Annotated in this window: 19 protein-coding genes and 1 pseudogene; 1 reads left to right on the top strand and 19 read right to left on the bottom strand. The window is 39.2% G+C overall.

What is annotated here, in order from left to right:
* The first annotated feature begins 398 nt into the window (after window positions 1–398).
* A complete protein-coding gene (locus MWU84_RS18250) occupies window positions 399–1,655 on the top strand; it encodes a site-specific integrase (protein WP_103440860.1) in 1,257 nt (418 codons plus the stop codon).
* A 219-nt stretch (window positions 1,656–1,874) separates the two neighbouring features.
* Here MWU84_RS18250 and MWU84_RS18255 read toward each other — a convergent pair whose 3' ends face one another.
* The 19 genes and pseudogenes from MWU84_RS18255 to MWU84_RS18345 all read right to left on the bottom strand — a co-directional run bounded on the left by MWU84_RS18255 (window position 1,875) and on the right by MWU84_RS18345 (window position 23,321).
* Complete coding sequence (locus MWU84_RS18255; protein ID WP_103440861.1) at window positions 1,875–2,093, bottom strand: heavy-metal-associated domain-containing protein; 219 nt, start codon at window positions 2,091–2,093, stop codon at window positions 1,875–1,877.
* A 23-nt stretch (window positions 2,094–2,116) separates the two neighbouring features.
* Window positions 2,117–4,375: a heavy metal translocating P-type ATPase gene (locus MWU84_RS18260; RefSeq protein ID WP_111624417.1), complete on the bottom strand. Its 2,259-nt coding sequence runs from the start codon at window positions 4,373–4,375 to the stop codon at window positions 2,117–2,119.
* A 111-nt stretch (window positions 4,376–4,486) separates the two neighbouring features.
* Window positions 4,487–5,280 (bottom strand): annotated as a pseudogene (locus tag MWU84_RS18265) (cation transporter).
* A 98-nt stretch (window positions 5,281–5,378) separates the two neighbouring features.
* Window positions 5,379–5,945, bottom strand: coding sequence for a helix-turn-helix transcriptional regulator (locus tag MWU84_RS18270; RefSeq protein WP_111624418.1), 567 nt, complete (start codon window positions 5,943–5,945; stop codon window positions 5,379–5,381).
* A gap of 359 nt (window positions 5,946–6,304) precedes the next feature.
* Window positions 6,305–6,922, bottom strand: a complete 618-nt coding sequence (locus MWU84_RS18275) for a GNAT family N-acetyltransferase (RefSeq protein ID WP_170126338.1) — start codon at window positions 6,920–6,922, stop codon at window positions 6,305–6,307.
* A 108-nt stretch (window positions 6,923–7,030) separates the two neighbouring features.
* Window positions 7,031–7,747 (bottom strand): PepSY domain-containing protein, encoded by a 717-nt coding sequence (locus tag MWU84_RS18280; protein ID WP_246904418.1) that lies wholly within the window; start codon window positions 7,745–7,747, stop codon window positions 7,031–7,033.
* Between the two features lie 73 nt (window positions 7,748–7,820).
* Complete coding sequence (locus MWU84_RS18285; RefSeq protein ID WP_111624532.1) at window positions 7,821–8,411, bottom strand: YceI family protein; 591 nt, start codon at window positions 8,409–8,411, stop codon at window positions 7,821–7,823.
* 579 nt (window positions 8,412–8,990) lie between these two features.
* Window positions 8,991–9,515, bottom strand: coding sequence for a hypothetical protein (locus tag MWU84_RS18290; RefSeq protein WP_111624420.1), 525 nt, complete (start codon window positions 9,513–9,515; stop codon window positions 8,991–8,993).
* 4 nt (window positions 9,516–9,519) lie between these two features.
* Window positions 9,520–9,999: a heme-binding domain-containing protein gene (locus tag MWU84_RS18295; RefSeq protein ID WP_246904420.1), complete on the bottom strand. Its 480-nt coding sequence runs from the start codon at window positions 9,997–9,999 to the stop codon at window positions 9,520–9,522.
* Window positions 9,971–10,609, bottom strand: a complete 639-nt coding sequence (locus tag MWU84_RS18300; protein WP_111624421.1) for a DUF3347 domain-containing protein — start codon at window positions 10,607–10,609, stop codon at window positions 9,971–9,973. Before MWU84_RS18300 ends, MWU84_RS18295 begins: the two co-directional genes overlap by 29 nt.
* A 64-nt stretch (window positions 10,610–10,673) precedes the next feature.
* Entirely contained in the window at window positions 10,674–11,060 is a 387-nt protein-coding gene (locus MWU84_RS18305; RefSeq protein WP_103440864.1) for a DUF302 domain-containing protein, read from the bottom strand.
* Window positions 11,061–11,064: 4 nt separating this feature from the next.
* Window positions 11,065–11,259, bottom strand: a complete 195-nt coding sequence (locus tag MWU84_RS18310) for an SHOCT domain-containing protein (RefSeq protein ID WP_317046770.1) — start codon at window positions 11,257–11,259, stop codon at window positions 11,065–11,067.
* 8 nt (window positions 11,260–11,267) lie between these two features.
* On the bottom strand, window positions 11,268–12,566 hold the full coding sequence (locus tag MWU84_RS18315) for an APC family permease (protein ID WP_246904422.1): 1,299 nt from the start codon (window positions 12,564–12,566) through the stop codon (window positions 11,268–11,270).
* A gap of 2 nt (window positions 12,567–12,568) precedes the next feature.
* Window positions 12,569–14,974 carry a multicopper oxidase domain-containing protein gene (locus tag MWU84_RS18320; RefSeq protein ID WP_245946394.1) on the bottom strand — a complete coding sequence of 802 codons (2,406 nt, stop codon included), beginning with the start codon at window positions 14,972–14,974 and terminating at the stop codon, window positions 12,569–12,571.
* 379 nt (window positions 14,975–15,353) lie between these two features.
* Complete coding sequence (locus MWU84_RS18325) at window positions 15,354–15,785, bottom strand: hypothetical protein (RefSeq protein ID WP_069858851.1); 432 nt, start codon at window positions 15,783–15,785, stop codon at window positions 15,354–15,356.
* Window positions 15,786–15,896: 111 nt separating this feature from the next.
* Window positions 15,897–17,744, bottom strand: a complete 1,848-nt coding sequence (locus tag MWU84_RS18330) for an efflux RND transporter periplasmic adaptor subunit (RefSeq protein ID WP_103440866.1) — start codon at window positions 17,742–17,744, stop codon at window positions 15,897–15,899.
* A 4-nt stretch (window positions 17,745–17,748) separates the two neighbouring features.
* Complete coding sequence (locus tag MWU84_RS18335; protein WP_111624423.1) at window positions 17,749–18,972, bottom strand: TolC family protein; 1,224 nt, start codon at window positions 18,970–18,972, stop codon at window positions 17,749–17,751.
* Window positions 18,969–22,802: an efflux RND transporter permease subunit gene (locus MWU84_RS18340; RefSeq protein WP_111624533.1), complete on the bottom strand. Its 3,834-nt coding sequence runs from the start codon at window positions 22,800–22,802 to the stop codon at window positions 18,969–18,971. Before MWU84_RS18340 ends, MWU84_RS18335 begins: the two co-directional genes overlap by 4 nt.
* A gap of 102 nt (window positions 22,803–22,904) precedes the next feature.
* On the bottom strand, window positions 22,905–23,321 hold the full coding sequence (locus MWU84_RS18345) for a hypothetical protein (RefSeq protein WP_111624424.1): 417 nt from the start codon (window positions 23,319–23,321) through the stop codon (window positions 22,905–22,907).
* Between the last annotated feature and the right edge of the window lie 62 nt (window positions 23,322–23,383).

Consider the following 23,383-nt stretch of genomic DNA (forward strand, 5'->3'; position numbering starts at 1 on the left):
AATTCAGAGGCGTTAGAAATACAGAATTCTTCCTGTTTAGGTTAACTCAGTTATTTGCATAAATATCCAAATACCCAGAAATTAGGCATGATCCATGATCCTTACAAAGGGAGCCTTTTTGGAATTTTTGAACCAACAAAAAAGGCTCCCAATTTCTTGGAAGCCTTATCTTTGTTACTGTGGGCCCTACTGGGTTCGAACCAGTGACCCCCTGCTTGTAAGTCTATAAGATAGGACATCAAAACATGTTATATGCCTATCTTATGTACTTGAATATCAACAATTTAAATCATTTTGACTTATTTTGTAGTCATTTGTAGCCTTTTGATATCAAGGAAAAGTGAGCGTAAAGTGAGCGTTTTTATTTCTTACCTTTTACTTATAATATCCAAGAATCAATGGCCAAGGTAAGTCTGATACTCGACACAAGGAAGAAATCCAAAAGTAGGATTACCGGCCTATATCCCATAGTCCTCAGGGTCTTCCATATAAAGAATCGACTGCTTGGCATTGGCCATTACACCTCCCCTGCAGGATGGGACTCAAAAAACCATCTTCTGCGCAAATCCGCAGCAGTGAACAATAGTTCGGATTGCCAAAAGATAAACGCTGAACTTGGCGATAAGTTCCATTGGGCCAAACAAGTGGTATACGAGCTCGGCGATAGTATCGACCGGATGGACGTAGACCTCCTTCTGGGCCATATCAAGGGCAGATGGGATACCGAACTGGATTTTGAGATAAAAAAGAAGGTGGAAAATAATATTTCATTATCCCAATGGGGAAGTGTGTTGATAAAAAGAAAACGGGCAGCGAACATTCCGGGCACGGCACAGTGGTACCAAAGTGGCTTGGATGCCATGACTAAATTTAACAATGGAAAGGATATATTTCTCTACGATATTTCCGTGACATTTCTCAAGGACTTCGAGGCCCAACAACTGAGCAAGGGAAATTCCAAGAACACGATAGGGATGTACATCAGGGCGATTAGGTCCATATACAATAGTGCCATTAAAGAGGACCAATTTGTTCCGATCAAAAATCCGTTCGATCATTATAGGACGCCATCAATGGCGAGGACCAAAAAGAAGGCCGTGGCAAAAGTCAAGATTATGGATATAAAGGAATTGGAATATGAGCACGAAAGCCCTCTTTGGCATGCAAAGAACTATGCCCTGATCATGTTCTACTGCAGGGGAATGAACTTTATAGATCTTGTAAAGCTTAAAGTGCAGAATATCAAGGACGGCCGACTTCAATATGGCAGGAGCAAAACGGGTGACCCATTCTCCGTCAGGATTACCGAAAGTCTGGGGAACACCCTGGAGTTCTACCTTAAGGGGAAACAACCAGAGGATTATTTGTTTCCCACGAACTATGACGGAAGCACCAAACATTTTCAAAAGTACAAATCGCAAAGGAGGAGAATGAACGAACGTCTTAAGATCATTGCGAAAGATGCGGGGATAGAAGGAGAATTCACGACCTACTACATCCGCCATTCCTGGGCCACGATAGCCAAATTTATGGGCATATCTACAGAAATAATCAGTGAAGGTTTAGGTCATAGTTCCTTAAGAACTACCGAAATCTATTTGAAAAGTTTTACCAACTCTGTTTTGGATGAGGCCAATGAGCTTGTTGTTTCTTAGACTCCTTCTTTATTTTCGTTTAAATATCCGAATGATATCATCCAAAACTTCACCATAGAGAATTTTCAATAACTTATTAAACTCTTTAAAACTTCTAAATAGTACTCCTTCACCCCTCACGATATTTAAATATTACATTCAAAATGGCCAATACTAAGCTCCAAATTTATTATGGTTTTTGAATGCTCTGTTTTCTCCCAATTGACCAAAAAAATGCCACTAATTCGAACTTACACTTTCTGCCTTGAACCCAATTTTTTGCAACGTAGTTTTTACATCTTCTTCTGAAGCACCAGCGCTTTTTATGGTTAAAATTTTGTCAGGATTATCGGTATCCACTTCCCAACTTTCTATACCTTCTTGCTTGTTTAAAAATGGGGTTACTTTTGATACACAACCACCACAATTAATATTTGTTTTAAATTTTAAAGTTTTCATAGTATTTGAATTTATAATTAATATTAAAGTTTTACTCGTTTAAGTCTTAAGCTATTTAGAACTACAGATACGCTACTGAAAGCCATGGCCATTCCTGCAATCATTGGGTCCAATAAAAATCCATTTACAGGATACAAAACGCCTGCTGCAATAGGAATACCAATGAGATTATAAATGAATGCCCAAAACAGGTTCTGACGTATCCCCAATACAGTCCTCTTTGATAGTTCCAACGCTTTTGGGATGGATTGTAAATCTGACGTTATCAATGTCATTTTCGCGACGTCCATCGCTATGTCCGAACCTTTACCCATAGCAATACTAACATTGGCCTGTGCCAAAGCGTGGGAATCGTTGATGCCATCACCTACCATAGCTACTATCTTTCCTTCAGCTTGTAATTTCTCAACAAAAGCTGCTTTCTCTGAAGGCATTACTTCGCCTTGGTAATTTGTTACTCCTACTTGTTTTGCGACAGCAGATGCGGTTTTATTATTATCTCCGGTAAGCATATATACCTCGATACCTCTTTCTTGAAGTGTTGCTATGGCCAATTTTGAGGTTTCCTTTATTTTGTCGGCAATGGCGAGTATCGCCAGTACTTGTTTTTCATTCCCAAAGAATATAACCGTTTTCGCTTGCTCTTCGAGACTTTCTGCTGTTTGCATTAAGGAAGGGTCGATCCGGATATTTTTTTCAAGCATTAATTTATGGTTTCCAACATAGTATTGTGAACCATTTTCTGTTTGAGCTTTCACACCTTGTCCCGTGATACTTTCAAAAGAAGCAATTTCAGCTTGTTCAATATCTTCCTCCTTTAAGTGGTTGACTACTGCTTCCGCCAAAGGATGTTCTGATTGCGCTTCAATGGCTAAAAGAATTTGCTTGTAGTCATTATTATTTTCAAGTTTAACATTCCAAAGTATATCAGTTACTAATGGTTTTCCTGCTGTAATTGTACCTGTTTTATCAAGAATGACCGCATTTACTTTATGACCGAGTTCTAAACTTTCGGCATCTTTTATTAGGATATTGTTCTCGGCTCCTTTACCGATACCTACCATTATCGCGGTAGGTGTTGCCAATCCCAATGCACAGGGACAGGCTATAACCAATACCGCTACTGAGGTTAATAAGGCTTGTGAAAATGCATTTTCGCCACCTACTGACATCCATACAATGAACGTAATGATAGAAATACCCAAAACGATTGGAACAAATATTCCAGCAATTTTATCTACAAGTTTTTGAACGGGAGCCTTGCTACCTTGTGCCTCTTGAACCATTTTTATGATTTGGGACAGTAAGGTTTCCCTACCTACTTTTTCAGCGGTAAATTGAAAGCTCCCTTTTTGGTTTACCGTACCAGCGAAGACTTTTTCATCCTTTGTTTTTTCTACTGGAAGAGGTTCTCCCGTAATCATACTTTCATCTACATACGAGCTTCCTTTGGAAACTTCTCCATCTACAGGTATCTTTTCTCCCGGACGTACCAAAATGGTCTGACCCACTTGCACAGCGGAAATAGGAATTTCCTTTTCTTCCCCATTCTCAATAATTTTGAGGGTTTTCGGTTGCAGACCCATCAGCTTTTTAATAGCAGAAGACGTGTTGGATTTAGCCTTTTCTTCCAATAGTTTCCCCAATGAAATAAAGGTTATAATTACCGTAGCCGCCTCAAAATAAACGTGAGGCTCGATACCGCGACTCAACCAAAATTCAGGGAAAAAAGTATTAAATACACTAAAGAGGAAAGCGATTCCTGTACTCAAGCCTACCAATGTATCCATATTCGCCTTACCGTGTTTGGCTTGCTTGAAAGCATTGATGAAAAAGCTGCGACCGAACCAAAAGAGGACAGGAAAAGTTAATACCAAGGATATCCATTTCCCAGGTTCCCATTGCATAAAAAACATTCCTAATACAAAAATGGGAAGTGTAAGAATCGCCGACCAGATAGTACGCTCTTTAATATCTTGGTAGTGCTTCTGCTGAAGTTCTTGTTGCACTTCTGAAGGATCTTCTGCATCAATAATGATATCATAACCAACTTCGCGAAGCGCATCTTGAAGTTGATTAGGGCTCAACTCTTGATCATACTCCACAAGAACAGAACTATTGGCAAAGTTGACACTGGCATCAAAAACGCCTTCTGTGTGTTTTAATACAGATTCAACACTCGCTGCACAAGACGCACAGGTCATACCTGTAACTGGGAATGATTCTTTTATTCCCTGTTTATTGCTTTTTTCTTTGGTTTCCAATATGTTAACTGTCTCCATAATCCCATTCTTATTTGTACACTTCAAATTTCGGAATTAAAGGACTTTAATGTATTACGTTATTTACTGAAAAATTTGTAGAATTAGCTGATTATGGAAACTAACGACACTTTAATTGCTCAATTTTAATATTCTAAAAGCACCTTGGATAACTAAAACAAAGACAATTGTTCCTACAATCAAATCAGGTTTTCCTGAATTTAACCAATTCACTAAAAGTCCTGCTGTTATCACGCCTAAATTTATAATCACATCATTTGAAGTGAAAATCATGCTTGCTTTCATATGCACTTCTTCTTTGCTTTTTGACTTTTGCAATAAATACAAACAAATTCCGTTTGCGATTAAAGCGAAAATTGAAACAACAATCATTGTCGCAAAATCTGGAAGTCTTTCGTTTCCCAAAAATCGTCTTAAAATCTCTATAAATCCAATAACTGCAAGTGTGATTTGAAAATATCCTGCAATTTTTGCAATTCGCTTCTTTTTGATTAAAGTTCCGCCAACTGCAAAAAGACTAATTCCATAAACAAAACTGTCTGCTAACATATCCAAACTGTCCGCAACAAGTCCCATTGATTTTGAAATCAAGCCCGTTGTCATTTCAATAACAAAAAAAGCAAAGTTAATTCCAAGAACAGTCCAAAGTAATTTTCGTTGGTTAGTATGTTCTTCAAAATCGGTTTGCTCAGTTTTTTCAGTTGAGATTTTTTTCCGCCTAAATTAAGTTCGTTTATTGACTTTTCAATTTGGTAAATTTCTCCGTTGTGAAAAACAGTCAATTTTCGATTGGGAATATCAAAATCTAAATTCGCAATACTTGAAATTTCGTCCAATTTCATCCGGATTAGGTTTTCCTCTGAGGGACAATCCAACTTTGAGATTTCAAATATTGTTTTTTGCATTACAGATTGTTTTTAAGAATTTTCTGAAATATCATAATTTCAATTGGCCAATTAAAATACCATTTTAGAACTATATCCAAATATCACATTATTTTACTCTAAATCCCATCCAAGAATTTACGGTTCTTGTTCGTGCTTATTTTAAATTGTGAAGGTGTCATACCTGTTATCTTTTTAAACTGATTGCTCAAATAGGCAACGCTACTATAGTGTAGTTTAAAGGCTATCTGACTCAAAGTCAGTTCGTCATAAACAATGAGTTCTTTTACACGTTCAATTTTCTGGTTGATGATATATTGTTCAAACGTGATGCTTTCAACGGATGAGAAAAGAGAACTCAAGTATTTATAATCAAGGTGCAGGATTTCACTTATATGGTCTGCCCATTTAATATCCAATTCGTTCGCAGAATGATGGATCTTATCTATAACCAATGTTTTCATTTGTTCAATAAGTTGACTTTTACGATCGTCGATCAAATTAAAACCCCAATTTTGAAGGGCCTTAGATAAATCGCTTTTAGTTTTGGTATCTAAAGAGGAAAGTAATTTCACCTCCCCTAAATTGATAGAAACATACGGTATCTCAAGTTGTTCCAAAATATTGGATACTGCAGAGATACATCTTGGACAGACCATATTTTTTATGTGGATGATGTTGCTCATATAATTCCAGTTTCAAATTGTATAGTACGCCACGCGATTATCTAATTGCATTGATAATAACCAATATTGCCGCTAAAAGAAATAACAACACTATCGCCAGTATTCCGTATATTTTATCTCGTTTGGAAATACTTCCTTTTAGTCGTTTCTCTTGATTTTTTCTTTTACTTCTTCTATTTTGACTCATCATCCAACTTAATTAATAGCTAAAAAATTACCCCATACCAATTTTAGATTTGTTGATATGGTCTTTCCTAACAAAAATGAATCCTCCCTGTTGTCCCACTAATATTATTAAAGCTATGTGGACACTAATCCTTCTTTAAACCCATATAATTCAAGCTGTTACTTGGTGCCAATTATCCGATTTGTGTTGTTCCATAATCTTTCAATTTAAAATGCCAGTGATATTTTTTAAAAAGTCCAACATATAGAAACAATTGCTTGTGCCATATGGACAACTTTCTGTTGGACTTAAGTGACGGTTTATTTAAATACCCGGTTATGCAATAAATTTCTTTGACTCCCGTTTTTTCTAATGTCTTGTATAAATGGTAGCGCAGAAAGGGCGCTAGGTTCTTGCCTCTGTGCTCTTCAAGAGTATATAGATTGTATATATATGCTTGGTCATTATTTAGTTTAATGGTCCGCTCTTTATATATGAAATTCTGGGTTTTGGCGAACACCATAGACACAATTTTATTCTTATGCTTTAAGCCTAGGCACAAATGCCCTTCCTGTATATCATTCTCTAATTTTCCTGGGGCTATTCCCAGTACTTTATTCATGAGGCCTATTTCATCAATTGTTAATTGCACCACCCTATAGGGTGCAGGATTATCTTTTATCTTTGGTTCAGTGACATGGATAAATTCTTCCTTATCCCAATAATAAGGATAGATATTCAGACCAAATCGGGTTAAAAAGTTACTTAAAGTAAAAAAGAATAGCCCGTTTCGAATTTTATTTGGAATCATTAATAACTTATAATATATACTTCGCTCCATTTCCAGAATTATATTTGTCTATTTCGTTGTGATCCATCGAGTTGTGATTTCCATCCCAATGTATATTGTAGTTAATAATTATGTTTTTTCTCCAATTTTTCGCATTGTTGGCGAGGATATGTACCATAAGGTAAATCCGCTTACTACGGTAATCAATCCCAATAGAGAAAACGCCCTTAGTACAAAGGTGTTAAAGTCATCCCTTCCTTCGTAATCCATGGTATGTGTCATCCACAGAAAATCGAACCAACGCCACTTGCGGTGTCGTACCGCTTGGAACTCCCCATTTTCAATTGCTACATAGGCCTTGAGATTTTGAGGGGTTTCATAGGAAATCTCATAAGCTGGCAAGGGGCGACCGCGGTATTCGTGGTGCTTATCCACTTCTTCTATACGTTTGATTCCTGACACTTTTAATTCAGGTTGCATATACCGGTTAGCTACTTGTTGGGCTTCTTGTTGGGCTTCTTGTTGGGTAATTTCATTTTTTTTGTTCCCTGTTCGGGCATTGTACAGGGTTGTTCCATTAATCCAATAATAGGGACTGCCTGCAATTTCAAGTAATTCCATAGATCGAACTGGTTGTTCAATCTCTAATTGTGTTGTGCCCAATAAATCGGAAAAAGCGGTTTGTTCCAGAATTTCCTTTTTGAAATGGTCGCCGTGTATCTCATCAATATCCGTCCAGCTAAAATACATGCCACTAATCGTCCATATGAGGAACTGGATACCCAAAAAAAGACCTAAATACCGGTGTGCTTTTCTGATTTTTATTGCTGTTTGTCTTGTTACCATTACTATTGGATTACTGAAAAAGGAAATTATACGTTGGATATCATCTTTGGTAGGGTCATATTTTTTTTGAATTTTATTTCTCTTTAAGCACTGCAACAACACTTAAATCATGCTTATCATTAACTTTTATAAATGCCAAACTTGGGCGTTCCAAACCGTAATCGGTAATCAACAGCGACCATGTTGCGTTCAGTTGTATGCCTTTTGACACGGGATTCAGATCTAGTGGAACCGTTATTTGTCGGGTGGATCCCGCAAGGGTAAAATCTCCTTTTACCTTGACCGTTTGCTTGGCCTTTTTATCAAAATCAAAGTCATCGATTAGTTTTCCTTCAAAGACAACATCGGGATATTTTTGCAATTTAAGTAACTCGTACATATGTTCATCACGTTTATCCTTACCTGTCTTTATGGATTTAACTGGTAACCTAAAAGCTACTTCTCCAGTTACAAAATTAATGGTTCCGTTTAACCGGTCTGACTCGCCAGTATATGAATTAAATGACATTTTTGCCTTGAAATTCGCAATTCCTTCCTTGGTGGTATATACTTGTGCAGACGACGCATTACTGCTAAGAATCAGTAACAAGGTCGATAATAAAACAATCAAGTTTCTGGATAGACATAAATCCCTATCACTTTCCACTGTAATAAATTTATTCATACGAATTAGTTTTAGTTTCACCTTTTCTTTTGATAGTACCAGTTTTTTCTAAATAGTTTATAAAGCCATGGAGAATAAAAGGCACAACTAATAGCCAGAGCTACCAGAATCGGGGCTTATAAGCAGCAAGGAAAATAAAATCGGTATTTTCATGTTTAATTATTTATAATACAGGTTATTAATTATTTGTAAAATAAGCGCACCTATGAAAATAGCGCCTATTATGATGTAAATTGCATAGTTCAACCAAATTTTCCAACCTCGTTTTTTCGACTTTGGAGGTCTATTTTTACAACAATCTTTCATCTGTTGATATCTATTTATTTTTGTAAGTCAGACCTGCCAGACTATTTCTTTCAGTCGGGTGTAATGCGCCATTGAACATATCTATTGGTATCTAAAATTGTAATGGCTCATTTCATAACAACTCATTTAGTTTATTGTGCCTGTCAAGGGAAGGGCATTAAACACTAATAACTAACTAAATATTCCCTTCCCATAACAGGACTTTTTCTTAAACAATAAAGATCTGTACTTTGGCGGGAAACACTTCCCGATCACTCCCAGATTTTTATCTTATTATTCTTTTACCATTTGCTTGCTTATCGAATAAATCAGCCATGGCAATATCATAAACTGTAGAACGGGCGAAACACCTACCTCCATTACTGGCAGTAATGGCATCGTATCGGTATACGACCAATCGCCCCGCATGGTATGAAAGACTTCCGCAAGTATTGAACCCGAAAAGCCAACAAAGACCAAAAGCAACACTTTGTTCAAATCCATACTATTTATCCAATACACATTTTTATAAATCAATCCAAACGAGAAGAGCAATATGAGTACCATCAACATATCTGCTATGGATGCCAACATACAGAATGAAATATGCTGCCAATCGTATTTAAATCCTTTGTATAATGGACCTTGTGCGAATTCCCAAATAAAATTCAAAATAAACGCCAATAAAGACACCGTAATTATGGACTTTCTATAATTTAGCTTGTTCCCAACTTGATTGACAAAATGGTAATAGAAGAGAATTACCAAAACCAATGCTATGGTCGGTACGACGTAAATGCTGAGACTTAATTCTTTCATTTTGTTATAAGTCTTTTTTAACCTGTGTCAAATATTTTATAATTTCCTTTTTATCCTCTTCTGAGAGTTTTGCATCCCCATGTACAATGGTGTAGGAAAAAAGCGGCATTTCATCGTCTTCTATTTGGCTGATAATGGACTTCAATTTGCTATTTTTCCTCCGTGCTGAATAGTTTCCCCATTCGTTAAAATTAAGTTCTTCCTTACCTTGTACTACATGGTCTTCCAAAATCCAAGCGATCGGCTGGATCTTATTGTACCACGGATATTCCGTATTGTTACTGTGGCAATCATAACAACTTACTTGTAACTTGTTATGAATCGTTTTAGGTACCGAATTGATTACCATAAAGTCAGTTTCAGGTACAATTTCGCTCAGATTGGGTTTGGTGGGCACAAACTGGATACCCACCAAAACTACCAGCAAAATTGATCCTATGATCGTAACTACCTTCTCAGTTAATTTGCTTTTGCACACTGCCACAAGTCATCATTTTACTACCATAGTAGGGGTTCTTGATTTCTTTCGTGGCACTTAACCATTGTGCCCCCTTATTATTGTTGTACATAGGGCAAAAATCCTGATACAAGGTTTTTTCCGTTCCTGTAATAGCTATCAGATCTATTAAATCTATACTCAAAACATCAAAGTGCTCACGTTGATGTTCGATTGGGCTCTCGGCGATATGTTCTGCATGTTCTTTGCCATCTTCGATGATGTCCTTTAATTCTTCCTGTTGTTCGGAAGCATAAGAACTAATATCAAAATTGTTAAAAGCCATAACCATTTTTCCACCTGCTTTCGATGCAGCATTCTGGTTATCCTCCACCAAAGCATCTTTAAGTTCCAAATAATTAGCCACCAACATATCCGATTTTGATGACTTTTGCCCGTCACCCATCATGCTTTTTGACTCCAGGGATCCATCATGGGGCATGTCCATACCTTCATCATGATGGTTTTCGCCACTTCCCATTTCTGAATGGTGCCCATCTGTAGTACTGTGTTCTTTTTTTGCGTCTTTACATGAAGTAGCCATAAGGGTTACGAATGCAATCGCCATTATACTTGTAGTCACTTTTAATTTTCCCATAATACCTGATTTTAGATTTAGATTTATTTATATAATTTTTTTACATAATTTAAAGATTGGCCTCTTAAAGTTTTTCAATTACATTTTCAAGCTTAGCTGTTATTTCATCGGCAATTTCCATCAATTGTTTGTTATCGACAGCCTGCATCGATGCCATTGGATTTACTGCCGCAACTTCAACAACCCCTTTTGAAATTTCCTGTACGATCACATTGCAAGGTAACATGGTGCCAATCTTGTCTTCGGCCTCCAAAGCTTGATGGGCATAGGGCGGATTACAGGCACCAAGGATTCGATATTTTTTGAAGTCTACATCGAGTTTCTTTTTCAGTGTTTCTTTGACATCGATTTCGGTCAGAATACCAAAACCTTCTTTTTTCAGCTCTTCCGTAACCTTGTCGATTACTTTTTCAAAATCTTCGTTAATAGTCTTGTTGAAATAATATTTCATTGTTTTAATTTTTAGAATTCAACATTCGTTTTTGTTCTTCATATTCTTCTTTGGATATCTGGCCTTTAGCGAAACGTTCGTCCAGAATATCCATAGGTTTCTGTTTTCTTTTTAGCGTGTTCCCGTTCTTCCCAACATACATCCATATGCCTAGAACCAAAACAACTAAAACAATTACCCACCCGTACATCATCATCATTTGAAATTTTAAATGTTATCCGTTTTTTTTAAAAACCATTTTTCCCCAGTAAAAACGAGTACCGTAAGTACCGCCGCTACAACGACCACCAACAGATCACTTGATACTTTAATCCATAAAAAAGATCCCAGAACGATAAGGTCAAGGATAATGGCGGTTACAATAATGGCTGCATTCGCCTTTATTTCCTTTCGAAGGTTTCTCAAAATGCCCCAATGGATTCCAATATCCATGACCAAATAGAGAATAGCACCTAAAGATGCAATCCTTGTCAAATCGAACAGAACGGTCAATGCGATTGCCGAGACTACAGTATATACCAGCATATGCTTCTGTATGCCTCCAGGCATTCCAAAATGCCTATGGGGTATCAAATCCATATCCGTTAGCATGGCAGTCATTCTTGAAACGGCAAAAACACTGGCTATAACTCCCGAAATTGTGGCAACAATGGCAATACCTACCGTAAACCAAAGACCGTATTTACCAAAGGCAGGTCTAGATGCCTCCGCCAAGGAATAGTCCTTGGCCCGTATGATTTCCTCAATCGAAAGATTAGAGGAAACCGCAAAAGCGACCAAAAGATAGATAATGGTACAAATGGCCAATGAAATAATAATGGCCCTACCGACATTCTTGTTAGGATTAACGATTTCCCCACCGCTGTTGGTTATAGTAGTAAAACCTTTGTAGGCTAAAATGGACAATGCCAAAGCCCCTAGGTAACTGGAGACCGGATACTCGGACAAACTGCTGGATGGGACTACTTCCGAAAAGGAGAATCCTGCGGCCCATAGACCGCCTATCGCAAAAATGGAAATACCACCTATTTTCAGGATGGCCATTACCAACGAAGATTTCCCGATAACATTATTTCCCGAAATATTGATCAAGAACGCCGTAATCAAAAGTATGACCCCCAAAACAGGAACCCAGACACTATTATCGCTAACATCGAACAGTTGCAAGGTGTACGAGCCGAAAGTACGGGCGACAAGACTCTCGTTGATGACCATGGAAAAAGCCATCAGTAAAGCCCCCGAAGCTGTAAGTGCACCTTTGCCATAAATCTTTTTAAGATAGGTGGCAATTCCCCCGGCAGAGGGGTATGCGTTTGACATCTTAACATACGAATAGGCACTAAAGCCAGAGATAATCGCACCAACTAAAAATGCAATCGGAAACCACTGGCCAGATAATTCGGCTACCTGACCTAATAATGCAAAGATACCGGCACCGATCATTACTCCCGTACCAAGAGATACGGCACCTGTTAAACTGAGACTATTTTTTTTGTACTGTGACATATTTAAAATCTGGCTAATAGTCCACCACCCCAACCATATCGATTATTGTAGTTTCCTTGGATTGAAAAATTGCGGGAAAGAATGTATGCTACCCCTACCAACCATTGGGTTTCACTTTCAAAGGATTTATTATTCTCTATATCATTTACCCACCCAAAGTCTGCTCTATACTCGTATTCACCTTCCAGAAAAACTCTAGGAAAAATCAATAATTCTCTGTCCAAACGTATTCTTGGGCGCAGTTGATGATCCATACTCACATCTACATTAAATCTATAAGGCATAAAATATTTAACACCAACCAATCCTACTGTATTAAATGTGTCGTAAGAATCCGGAGAAGAAGTTTCGGTATTTACTCCTGCATACACACGGACCCAATCATTCAGGTATCTATTATAATTCACTTCTATTTCGGTGTTTTGGTTGTAGTCAAATTCGGCACGTAGGCCAAATTCATTTCGAATATTACTCGATATTAAATTGAGCTCATTAAAATTTGAACCTAGACGTGCTCTTCCCCAAGAATAATAATGGTCTGTTTCATCAATAAGTTTCTGAACAGGATAATCCTTCATTCTTTCATCCCTTGGCGTATCATAACTGAAAACCCTTGCCATACCTCCCATCATATGATACAGTATGTGGCAATGAAAAAACCAATCGCCATACTCTTCGTTATAGAACTCTATGACCACTTTCTGCATTGGCGGTACGTTTATTGTATGCTTTAATGGGGAACGTTCGCCATTTTCGTTGATGACCCTAAAATAATGACCGTGCAGGTGCATCGGGTGGTGCATCATCGTAAGGTTATTGAGCGTAATCCGCGTTACTTCACCTCCCTTGATTTTTATTTTATCGGCTTCTGAAAGTGGTACACCGTTCATACTCCATACATAGCGCTGCATATTTCCCGTTAGGTTCAACAGTATGTCGTTTGTCGGCAAATCCGCATTGTAGGTGGTATTTTCCTTGGCCTTTAAAAAGTCGTAGTTGAAATAAGTTTTACGAGTGTCGTAATTAAATGAGGAAGCATCCTGCTGCATCTTGGGTATATTGTGACCCATATGGCCTTTCATTTTATCCGATGTTCCGTTATGGTTCATTGGCATCGAGTCTTTTTTCATTCCCGACCTATTGTCCATATTCATATGGTCACTTTTCACAGGCTTTTTATCATCCATCTTCATTTCCATTTGATCATTCATCTTACCATTGTTCATCAACATCTTATCGTGCATCCCAATATTCATCTGACCGTCTTTCATATCCATCTTCATTCCATACTTCTGCATTAAAAATTCAGGGGTGTTTTTCTTTTTATTACCAGCCATTGCAGGTGCTCCCATTTTCATATCCATTTTTGCCATTTGCTTCATCATTTCCACTTTGTCCGGTCTGTCAATCGTTTTTGCAGGATAAAGTGTCCCTTGTCCTAAACGCAATGATGTATGCCCAGAGCCATCTTGTGCTGTTGCCTTAACTTCCAAAGTACCGTCAGGTATGGTAACGATTACATCATAGGTTTCGGCAACACCAAATAGAAATCGGCTTTTGGATACAGGTTGCACATCAATACCATCGCCGGAAACCACCATTGGGTTACCCCCTCCAAAATCCATCCAATAATAGGTAGAGGCCGAAGCATTGATAAAGCGAAGCCGCACCTTTTCCCCTGGATTGAATTCTGGATATTCTGCCAATATTTTCCCGTTGGTCAGAAATGCTGGATAATAGATATCGGCAATATCCGCTCCTTCCATACGGTCTCTCCAAAATTTAAGTTGTGCACCAAAAGCACCTTCCTTGATGACCCTGCCCAAAGGGACCGCTGTACCTTTTTTAACTTGATACCATTCGTTTCCCCTTTTTAGGTTACGCAGTACGTTCATCGGTTTTTCGTTGGTCCAGTCAGACAGTACTACAACTAAATCTTTATCATAGTCCAAGGTTTTTTCCTTGGGCTGAATCATAATGGAACCATACACACCTTTCTGTTCTTGTAGCATCGTATGGGAATGGTACCAATAGGTCCCTGACTGGTTGATAGGAATTCTGTACTGGAATGTTTCTCCAGGTTCAATAGGTGGTGTTGTCAAATACGGTACACCATCATAGAAATTTGGAAGAATCAATCCGTGCCAATGTACCGATGTTTCAACGTCCATTTTATTGGTTACGTTGATTATGGCAAGGTCACCTTCGGTAAATTTCAAGACTGGTCCGGGAATACTGCCATTGATGGTCATCCCGTAAGCAGTTATCCCTCCAAGCGTTATTTTATTGTTTTCTAAAATAAGGCTGTATTCCTTAACGGCACGTCCTTCTTCCTTTCTATCCTTACCATTGGTACCTACTTGGGCGATGCTCATAGATGTTATGAGAAACACAAATAGTATTGTCATTTTTTTAGTCATAGTTAATATTTTATTTTCTCAAGTTCATATTATTCCTTGGTTAGCACATATATTGGTTTGATTGATTTTAAAGTTGTCTCATTATCCATTTCCGTAAGAAATAGAAACATATGGTTGAACATCATTGTATTTTCAATCAAACGCTATGTATTACTCTGAACGGTCCGACCGTTCTTTGAACCTACCCACGACTATTGATATTATGAACACGAGAATACCAACACCCAAAGCCCACCAGTACATTTCCATCATTTCATAGTTTGTGTTCTTTTCTAATCATTTTGAAATTAATTTCGCTATCATTTTTCTGAATTTTTCACTAAGCTGATATTCGAAAATAAATCTCAATTTGTTATGGAGACTTGTCCTAATGGTCCATTCGGCTAACTTCTTTGAACTTTAAAAAATTCTCCTCTGATCCAAAGTAGGCAACTTTGTTGTCCACGCCCATCAGTACAATGAATGCTTCTGTTTTATCGATTTTATGTTTACTAAAAGGGTCAATGCCCGTTCTGGCTTCATCATTGTTGTTCAATGTTTTAACACACATTTCGCAACAGCCATAATAAGTCTTGCCATTTACGGGAACGGGAATTTGCATTTTTCCCATGAAGGCATCATTTACCATACAGACCAACTCCTTTGGTACTTGGGAGCCTACCTGAGGATTTTTATTTATGATATCTTCAGGTTCTACAGTGGCAACCACTTGTTTAGTATCTTGTGCCGACACGTTCTTATTTTCTGATTTACAACCCATTAAGGTCAATACTAAAATTCCTGAAAGTAGTATTCGCATTGTCTTATCATTTTTTGTTTTAATTTCCAATTAATATTTCTTACTGTAGAGGGTCCTAATTCTTTTATATGTCAACTTTAAGCTATATTTTAATTTTCTAAAATGTTATTGCTACTTACTGATGATAGCTTCCGTGGTGCCACATGTCAACATTTTGTTTCCCATATAAGGATTCCTGATTTCCTCATGGATACTAAGCCAATATGCCCCTTTTTCGTTATCTGCCATTGGGCAAAATTGCTCATATACTTCCTTGTTTACACCAAACAGGCGTACACCTTTTGATAAATGTGCCGATAGATGTTTAAAGTGACCCCTTTGCTTTTCAATATCAGAGGTTTTGCCAATAGCTTCTGAAGATGACTTGATCTCCTTTGAAATGGCCATCCAGTGATTATGGGCCTCCTGGTCGGTCAATTGTTTCATATCTACCTTTTTCAATGTGGCCAACAATTTATCGGCCCCCTTTTTTGCCGCAGTGGCCTCGTCCTTTACCAAGGCGTCTTTGAGGTCCAGATAGTTGTCAAAGACTTTCTCAAGCTGCCCAACAAAGATTTTTGACACTTCCATTCTCTTTTCCATACGGCTGTGGTCAGTCTTATCGGGCATTTCAGAATGGTCCGTAGATTCATTGGATCTCATTCCACTTTCCGATTCTTTTTCTCCCCCCTTATCCATACCTCCATGATTATGCCCTGTCATGGCTGGGCCCCCTTCGGGATTCATCATGCTGGGCTTGCCGGCAAGTTGTGCAGCGGCATCTATGCTGAAGGTTCCGTTAATGGCAATTTCCTCACCTTCTTCCAGTCCTTCGTTCACTACGAAACTTTCGCCCAAAGCCGGGCCTAACGTGACGTCGCGCATCATAAAATTTACACCTTTGTCCGAAATATTCTTTATATAGACCACAGAACGCTTTCCTGTCCACATGACCGCTGTTTTGGGAATAACGATTGCATCGGACTTTAAAGGCAATTTAGCCTCAACAGTGCCGGAAACGAACATTTCGGGTTTCAGTTGTAGATTCCGATTATTCACTTCTACCCTTGCTTTTGCAACCCTGGTCATAGGATCGATCACAGGGTCCAAATACGAAATCTTTCCTTTAAAGGTTTCGCCTGGTACAGATTGTACCGTAAAACTTACCTCATCACCCTTTTTTATCCAGACCATGTCGGATTCATAAACATCGAACAATATCCAAACAGTGCTCAGGTTGGCAATCTGGTATATAGGCATGCCTTTATTGACGTAGTCCCCAAGATTGACCTTCTTTTCTGTCACATAGCCAGATATATCGGCCAGTATGTGGAGTTCTTCTTGAACTGTACCCGATTCCAGAATTTGTGTAATCTGGATATCCGAAAGCTTCCAGTTTTTAAGTTTTTCCTTTGCCGAGTTAAAAAGCATTGGCTGGGTCTCGACTATTTTTCGGGCCTCGAAAAGTTCTTCTTGGGCATTGACCAGATCTGGAGAATAAATAGAGGCGATTACCTGCCCTTTATTGACGTATTCGCCGGTAAAATTAACCATCAATTTTTCAATGCGGCCAGGAATATGGGAAGATTGGGAATAGACCAACCGTTCATCGGCCTGTACCTTTCCATTCAATCGCAATAACTTTACAGGCTTGGTCTTTCCGACAATTTCTGTACCGACATTTGCAATCTGCATTGCGGTCCGAGACATGCTGATTGCCATGGGATCCAATTCAGCATTGCTATCGTTATCCAAAGGAATCAATTCCATGCCGCAGATGGGGCAGTTACCCGGTTCGTTCTGTCTGATCTGTGGGTGCATGGAGCAGGTCCAAATGGTCTCACTGACGATTTCGCCGTCGTGTTGGTGTTCGTCCACTGTCCTGTTTTCCGAACCTCCGAAAAACAGCCATCCAAGCAATAACCCTATGATCAAGGTAATTGCAGCTATACCTATTATTTTTTTAGTTTCTGTTTTCATAGTACTATTTTTTTGCTGTGATGTAATTCAGTTTTGCTTGCGCAATGCGATATTGCGTAAATGCGGTTATTTTAAGTCTATCGTATTTAAGCAGTTGTTGCTGCATCCGAAGTACCTCCTCGAAATCCTTTCCCGAGTTTCCATAAGACGTGAACAAGAGATTGAGAACTTGTTCTGATTCCGATATCTGCTGATCAAAAAGTGAAATCAAATCGGTCTGTTGTCGTAAATCGAACAGTGCCATTTCATAATTTGAATTCAGCGCATTTACGGTTTCCGTTTTTTGAAGCGAATAACTTTCTTGCATCAATTGCGCCTCTTTGACAGCTGCTTTGTACTTTCCCCTAAAGATGGGAAGGCTTACGGTTACCATTGGCATCAATACATCCTTCCCGTTGTCCGGCAAAACCATATCGGTCCGTTCATCGACTATTACAAAATCCAACCCGAGCCCGAGCCTTGGAAGGCCTTGTTTTATTGCAGCATATTCAGATGCCTCGCTTGCCTTTATTTTTAATTCAAGTGAATTCAAAAGTGGATGGTCCACAACAAGGGAATCCTTCGCATAATCCAATAGTATATGATCTATTTCAATGGTATCGGCGATAATAACTGGTTCTATCTCGTCGCGGTTCAATAGTTTATTGAACGATGCCAACAGGGGCGTCTCTTTTTTATTCAGAATTCCCAAATTTGTCTTTGCCTCTTTTAGCATGATATCCACTCTCAACACATCAACCAGTGTCCCATTACCATTTTTGAACTTCGAGTTGGAAATGGACTTATATGATTCTAGTATGGCAATGTTCCTTTCCTCGATTTTCATCCACTCCCTCAATTCGTATAAAGGAAAATAAGCCGTGGATACCTCAAAATAGAGTTTGTTTTTGGTATCTAAAAAAGATTGGTATCTTGCCTCTGCCATAAGTGTGGCCACATCGCCCTGGGCCTTCAGCGTGCCAAACCATGGGAACATTTGGGTCAATGAAAACCGTGCCTTTTGTGGCCCGACCCTTGTTTCTACCGGAGATATAAAATACCCGAAAGAAATGGATGGATCTGGCAAGGTGCTTACCTGTGGTACCTTTTCCAAAGCCGCTTCGAACTCCTTATATTGGGAAAGTAGGCCCGGATTGTTGTCCGAAGCTATTTTGAAATAATCTTCCAATGTCTGTGCCTGCAATCCTAAACAGGTAAATAATAGTAACAGTGCGATTATGTTCTTCATTTTATTCTATTTTTTTTGTTCTTATTATTAATGACCGTTTCCCTCCAAAACGACTGAAGAACTGGCACGACGAACATGGTCATGATCTGGATGGTCATTCCTCCAAAGGTGGGGATTGCCATGGGAATCATTACATCAGCGCCTTTACCAGTCGATGTCAATACTGGGAGGAGGGCAATAATAGCAACGGCTGCGGTCATCATTGCCGGGCGGACCCTTTTTTTACCGGCCTCCAAAACAGCTGCCCTTACCCCTTCTATAGTATCTGGCTTTTTTTCCTCGAAAACTTGATGAATATAGGTCCCCATAATAACCCCGTCATCTGTTGCGATACCGAAGAGGGCAATAAATCCTACCCAAACAGCAACACTCAAATTGATGGTGTGCATTTGAAAAAGATCTCGCATATTCACACCCGATATGGCAAAATTTAGGAACCAGTCCTGCCCATAGAGCCACAACATGATAAATCCGCCCGCAAATGCGACGAATACCCCCGAGAAGTGGATTGATGATGCAATAACTGTCTTAAATTGAAAGAACAGCAGCAAGAATATGACAACCAAACTGATCGGTATTACTATAGACAATCTTTTGACCGCTCTTATCTGGTTTTCATAGCTGCCAGAAAATTTGTAGCTTATTCCCGCAGGGACCGTTAATTCCCCTGCATCGATTTTTTGTTGGATGGCATCTTGTGCATCGTTTACCACATCGACCTCCGCAAAACTATCCCTTTTGTCAAAAAGAACATAACCAACCAAAAATGTGTTTTCGCTCTTGATGGCCTGTGGCCCTCTTACATATTCAAAATCGACCACTTGTGAAAGCGGAATTTGGGCCCCCACGGGGGTAGGAATCAATATCTTACTTAAAGATTCAGGATCATCCCTTAGTTCCCTTGGATAGCGCACTCTAATTGGGAACCGCTCCCTACCTTCGACGGTAGAGGATATTTTCATTCCTCCAATGGCGGTCTCAATGCTTTGTTGCACGTCCTCAACATTGAGACCATATCGTGATATTTCATCCCTATTGATATTGAGATGCAAATACGGTTTACCAACGATCCGATCGGCAAATACCGCTTCTGACTTTACGGAAGCGACTTCTTTTAATATCACTTCCAACTGCATCCCAAAATCTTCTATTGTTTTCAAATCCGGGCCGTAAACTTTGATACCCATAGGGGCGCGCATCCCTGTCTGGAGCATTACCAAACGAGTTTCTATAGGCTGCAATTTTGGTGCTGAAGTGATTCCGGGTATTTTGGTCACACTGACGATTTCGTCCCAAATATCATCTGCCGATTTGATGTGGGGCCTCCAATTTCGATAAAATTCTCCATTTTCGTCTGCAATCAAGTCTTCTTCTGTAATACCCCTTTCCAATGCCTCTCCATTGGTAAGGGTATCCTTTTGAACGGTAATGAACCGATCTTTACGGTCCACTTTAAAATGGACCCTATGACCTGCTTCGTTTAGGATAAATTCGGGTTTGTAGTTGATAATGGTCTCGAACATGGAAATAGGTGCAGGATCGAGTGCCGATTCCACACGTCCTAATTTTCCGACTGCCATATCCACTTCTGGAATTCCATCAAGAAGCATATCCAATTGACCAATTACATTTCGGTTATATTCCACCCCTGAATGTGGCATTGAAGTTGGCATTAACAAATAGCTGCCTTCATTCAAAGATGGCATAAATTCAGAGCCTATTCCAGGAAATCTGTTTGAGGAAGCTTGCCAGCCAGAAGTTTGCCTGACGTTTTTCCAACCTACGAATTCGAAACCTTTAGCTACAATTCCAAAAGTACTGTCGAACCCTAGCCATATCAATACTCCAAAAAATATGGTTACGAAGGGAATCAACATAAATTTCCCTTTGTTCTGCAAGCACCATTTGAGTACAGGTTCATAAAAATGCACTATCGCCATTAAGGCTGCCAATATGATTCCTATCAAAAACAATACGAACAAGTAGTTGATTATAATGCCATTTTGGGGCCCTAAGGGCATCCATTCCTCCGTAAGGAAAAAAGAGGCTATAAAAATGGTAAGCCCTAAATTGATGTAATTGGGATACGCTTTATATTTTTCGGGCCACCTGGGTTCCAAAAGATTGTTTATTCCAATTAAAGTAAGGGCAAGTGGCAACAACATCGAGGCATAGACAGCAAAAATAATTCCAGCCACAATCAAAAGGATACCCCAGAACCTGCGGACCCTTTTCTTGTCATAGTTGATGCCGAAGATGAAATGTGCAAGGGCAGGTAATACCACGAGACCAAGTACAAAAGCACTTAACAAGGCAAAAGTTTTGGTAAATGCCAATGGCCTAAAAAGTTTTCCTTCTGCAGATTCCATTGCAAAAACAGGCACGAAACTGACCACGGTAGTAGCCAAGGCCGTAGTTATTGCCGATGCCACTTCAATGGTCGCTTTATAAATTACCTGCATGAGTTCCTTCCCCTTTACGCCATGGTTTTCTGGCATTTCTAGGTGGCGAATAATATTTTCTATGAAGATGATCCCGACATCGACCATGACCCCAATAGCAATGGCAATACCCGAAAGTGCCACTACATTGGCATCAACACCGGCATACCGCATAACGATGAAGGTCATTAAAACCCCTACGGGCAATAGCCCTGAAATTATAATGGAGGCCCTTAGATTAAGTACTAAAATCAATACTACAATAATACTTATAAGGATTTCATGGGATAGCGCATTTTCCAATGTCCCTATGGTCTCGTGGATAAGCTGCGTTCGGTCATAGAACGGAACGATGGTCAATTGGCTCTCCATCCCGTTCGCCAACGTCTTCTTTGGAAGCCCCGGGGCAATTTCCTTGATCTTTTCTTTTAAATTGTTGATGACCGCCAAGGGATTGGAGCCATACCGGGCAACAACAACGCCCCCAACAACCTCTGCCCCTCCTTTATCAAGTACACCTCTTCTAGTCGCAGGCCCTAAACTTACGACCCCAATGTCTTTGATTCGAACTGGAACGTTGTCCTGAACTGCAACGACCGCCTTTTCGATGTCCTCTGTCTTTTTAACATAGCCCAAACCCCTGACCAAATATTCCGCTTGATTGATCTCTATAGTCTTTGCCCCAACATCTTTATTGGATTTCTGTACCGCCTGCATCACTTTGTGCAACGGGATATTATAGGCCTTTAAAGCGTCGGGGTTCACGTCTATCTGGTATTCCTGAACAAACCCACCAATGGATGCTACTTCGGAGACACCTTCAACGGCATTGAGACCATATTTTACATAAAAGTCCTGAACGGTACGTATTTCGTGTAAGTCCCATCCGCCCGTAGGGTTGTTGTCCTTGTCCCTACCTTCCAAGGTGTACCAATAGACCTGGCCCAAAGCAGTGGCATCGGGCCCTAAGGTCGGCGTCACAGCATCCGGTAAGAGTCCGGCCGGGAGTGAATTTAGTTTTTCCAATATCCGGGAACGCGACCAATAAAATTCTACATCATCGTTGAATATGATGTAGATACTGGAAAATCCGAATATCGAAGAACTACGGATAGTCTTTACGCCCGGTATTCCCAATAAATAAGTAGTCATGGGGTAGGATATTTGATCTTCTATATCCTGTGGCGATCGTCCGGGCCATTGGGTAAAGACAATCTGCTGATTTTCCCCAATATCAGGTATGGCATCAACAGGAACCGGGTCTTTGGGCAGGAATCCCGTATCCCAATTAAAGGGCGAGGTGGCAACGCCCCAGGTTATAATTGTTAATAAAATGAGAACCGTAACCAGCTTGTTCTCCAAAAAATATTTGATTAGTTTATTAAGCATATTATGAAATGTTGAATTGGAATTAAAAGAAATGTTCCAAAGGCGAAAAATGCCTATAACCATACTAAATCAATAGCATGGTAATACTTCATAAGAATGCTCTTAAATAAGGAAGGTTTGATCTAGGATTTGAATATCCTTGACCAAAAGAGGTGGTGGGTAATGGTTGAAAGGAACTATATTTTCTTGCAGTCCCTCAAAAAGGTTTAGATAACTATAAACGAATGAAACAACGAACTGCTGTTGTTCAAAACTTAATTTTTCAAATGAAAGTTTCAAGTCATGTTGTCCACTAATTGAAAGTGTTACATCGTCGCAGCAATCCTTTTTTTCCAAATTGTGTTTGTGTGAATCCGAAGGTCGTTGAATCTCCATTCCGCAAGATTCCGCTTGGCCGAAGAAAGAGAAATCAACAAGATCATCACCACAATAATGTTGTGCAACCGTAAAAGAGAAGGTCGAGAACAACACTACAAGTGCCATTAAAAAAGATGATATTTGAAATAAAACTCTTTTCATCAGTTATACAAAACTACAAAAATTTTAACTCAAGGTTTGTATTTAACAAAAATTTAGAGTTG

The organism is Arenibacter sp. F20364 (assembly GCF_023015905.1).
GTDB lineage: Bacteria > Bacteroidota > Bacteroidia > Flavobacteriales > Flavobacteriaceae > Arenibacter.

What these genes read in the sequence shown, in the direction of transcription:
- MWU84_RS18315 (WP_246904422.1), bottom strand. Translation starts at nt 12,566, where the DNA reads ATGTCACAGTACAAAAAAAATAGTCTCAGTTTAACAGGTGCCGTATCT.
- MWU84_RS18290 (WP_111624420.1), bottom strand. Translation starts at nt 9,515, where the DNA reads ATGAAAGAATTAAGTCTCAGCATTTACGTCGTACCGACCATAGCATTG.
- MWU84_RS18300 (WP_111624421.1), bottom strand. Translation starts at nt 10,609, where the DNA reads ATGGGAAAATTAAAAGTGACTACAAGTATAATGGCGATTGCATTCGTA.
- MWU84_RS18250 (WP_103440860.1), top strand. Translation starts at nt 399, where the DNA reads ATGGCCAAGGTAAGTCTGATACTCGACACAAGGAAGAAATCCAAAAGT.
- MWU84_RS18285 (WP_111624532.1), bottom strand. Translation starts at nt 8,411, where the DNA reads ATGAATAAATTTATTACAGTGGAAAGTGATAGGGATTTATGTCTATCC.
- MWU84_RS18260 (WP_111624417.1), bottom strand. Translation starts at nt 4,375, where the DNA reads ATGGAGACAGTTAACATATTGGAAACCAAAGAAAAAAGCAATAAACAG.
- MWU84_RS18255 (WP_103440861.1), bottom strand. Translation starts at nt 2,093, where the DNA reads ATGAAAACTTTAAAATTTAAAACAAATATTAATTGTGGTGGTTGTGTA.
- MWU84_RS18335 (WP_111624423.1), bottom strand. Translation starts at nt 18,972, where the DNA reads ATGAAGAACATAATCGCACTGTTACTATTATTTACCTGTTTAGGATTG.
- MWU84_RS18270 (WP_111624418.1), bottom strand. Translation starts at nt 5,945, where the DNA reads ATGAGCAACATCATCCACATAAAAAATATGGTCTGTCCAAGATGTATC.
- MWU84_RS18305 (WP_103440864.1), bottom strand. Translation starts at nt 11,060, where the DNA reads ATGAAATATTATTTCAACAAGACTATTAACGAAGATTTTGAAAAAGTA.
- MWU84_RS18280 (WP_246904418.1), bottom strand. Translation starts at nt 7,747, where the DNA reads ATGGTAACAAGACAAACAGCAATAAAAATCAGAAAAGCACACCGGTAT.
- MWU84_RS18275 (WP_170126338.1), bottom strand. Translation starts at nt 6,922, where the DNA reads ATGATTCCAAATAAAATTCGAAACGGGCTATTCTTTTTTACTTTAAGT.
- MWU84_RS18325 (WP_069858851.1), bottom strand. Translation starts at nt 15,785, where the DNA reads ATGCGAATACTACTTTCAGGAATTTTAGTATTGACCTTAATGGGTTGT.
- MWU84_RS18310 (WP_317046770.1), bottom strand. Translation starts at nt 11,259, where the DNA reads ATGATGATGATGTACGGGTGGGTAATTGTTTTAGTTGTTTTGGTTCTA.
- MWU84_RS18330 (WP_103440866.1), bottom strand. Translation starts at nt 17,744, where the DNA reads ATGAAAACAGAAACTAAAAAAATAATAGGTATAGCTGCAATTACCTTG.
- MWU84_RS18320 (WP_245946394.1), bottom strand. Translation starts at nt 14,974, where the DNA reads ATGACAATACTATTTGTGTTTCTCATAACATCTATGAGCATCGCCCAA.
- MWU84_RS18345 (WP_111624424.1), bottom strand. Translation starts at nt 23,321, where the DNA reads ATGAAAAGAGTTTTATTTCAAATATCATCTTTTTTAATGGCACTTGTA.
- MWU84_RS18340 (WP_111624533.1), bottom strand. Translation starts at nt 22,802, where the DNA reads ATGCTTAATAAACTAATCAAATATTTTTTGGAGAACAAGCTGGTTACG.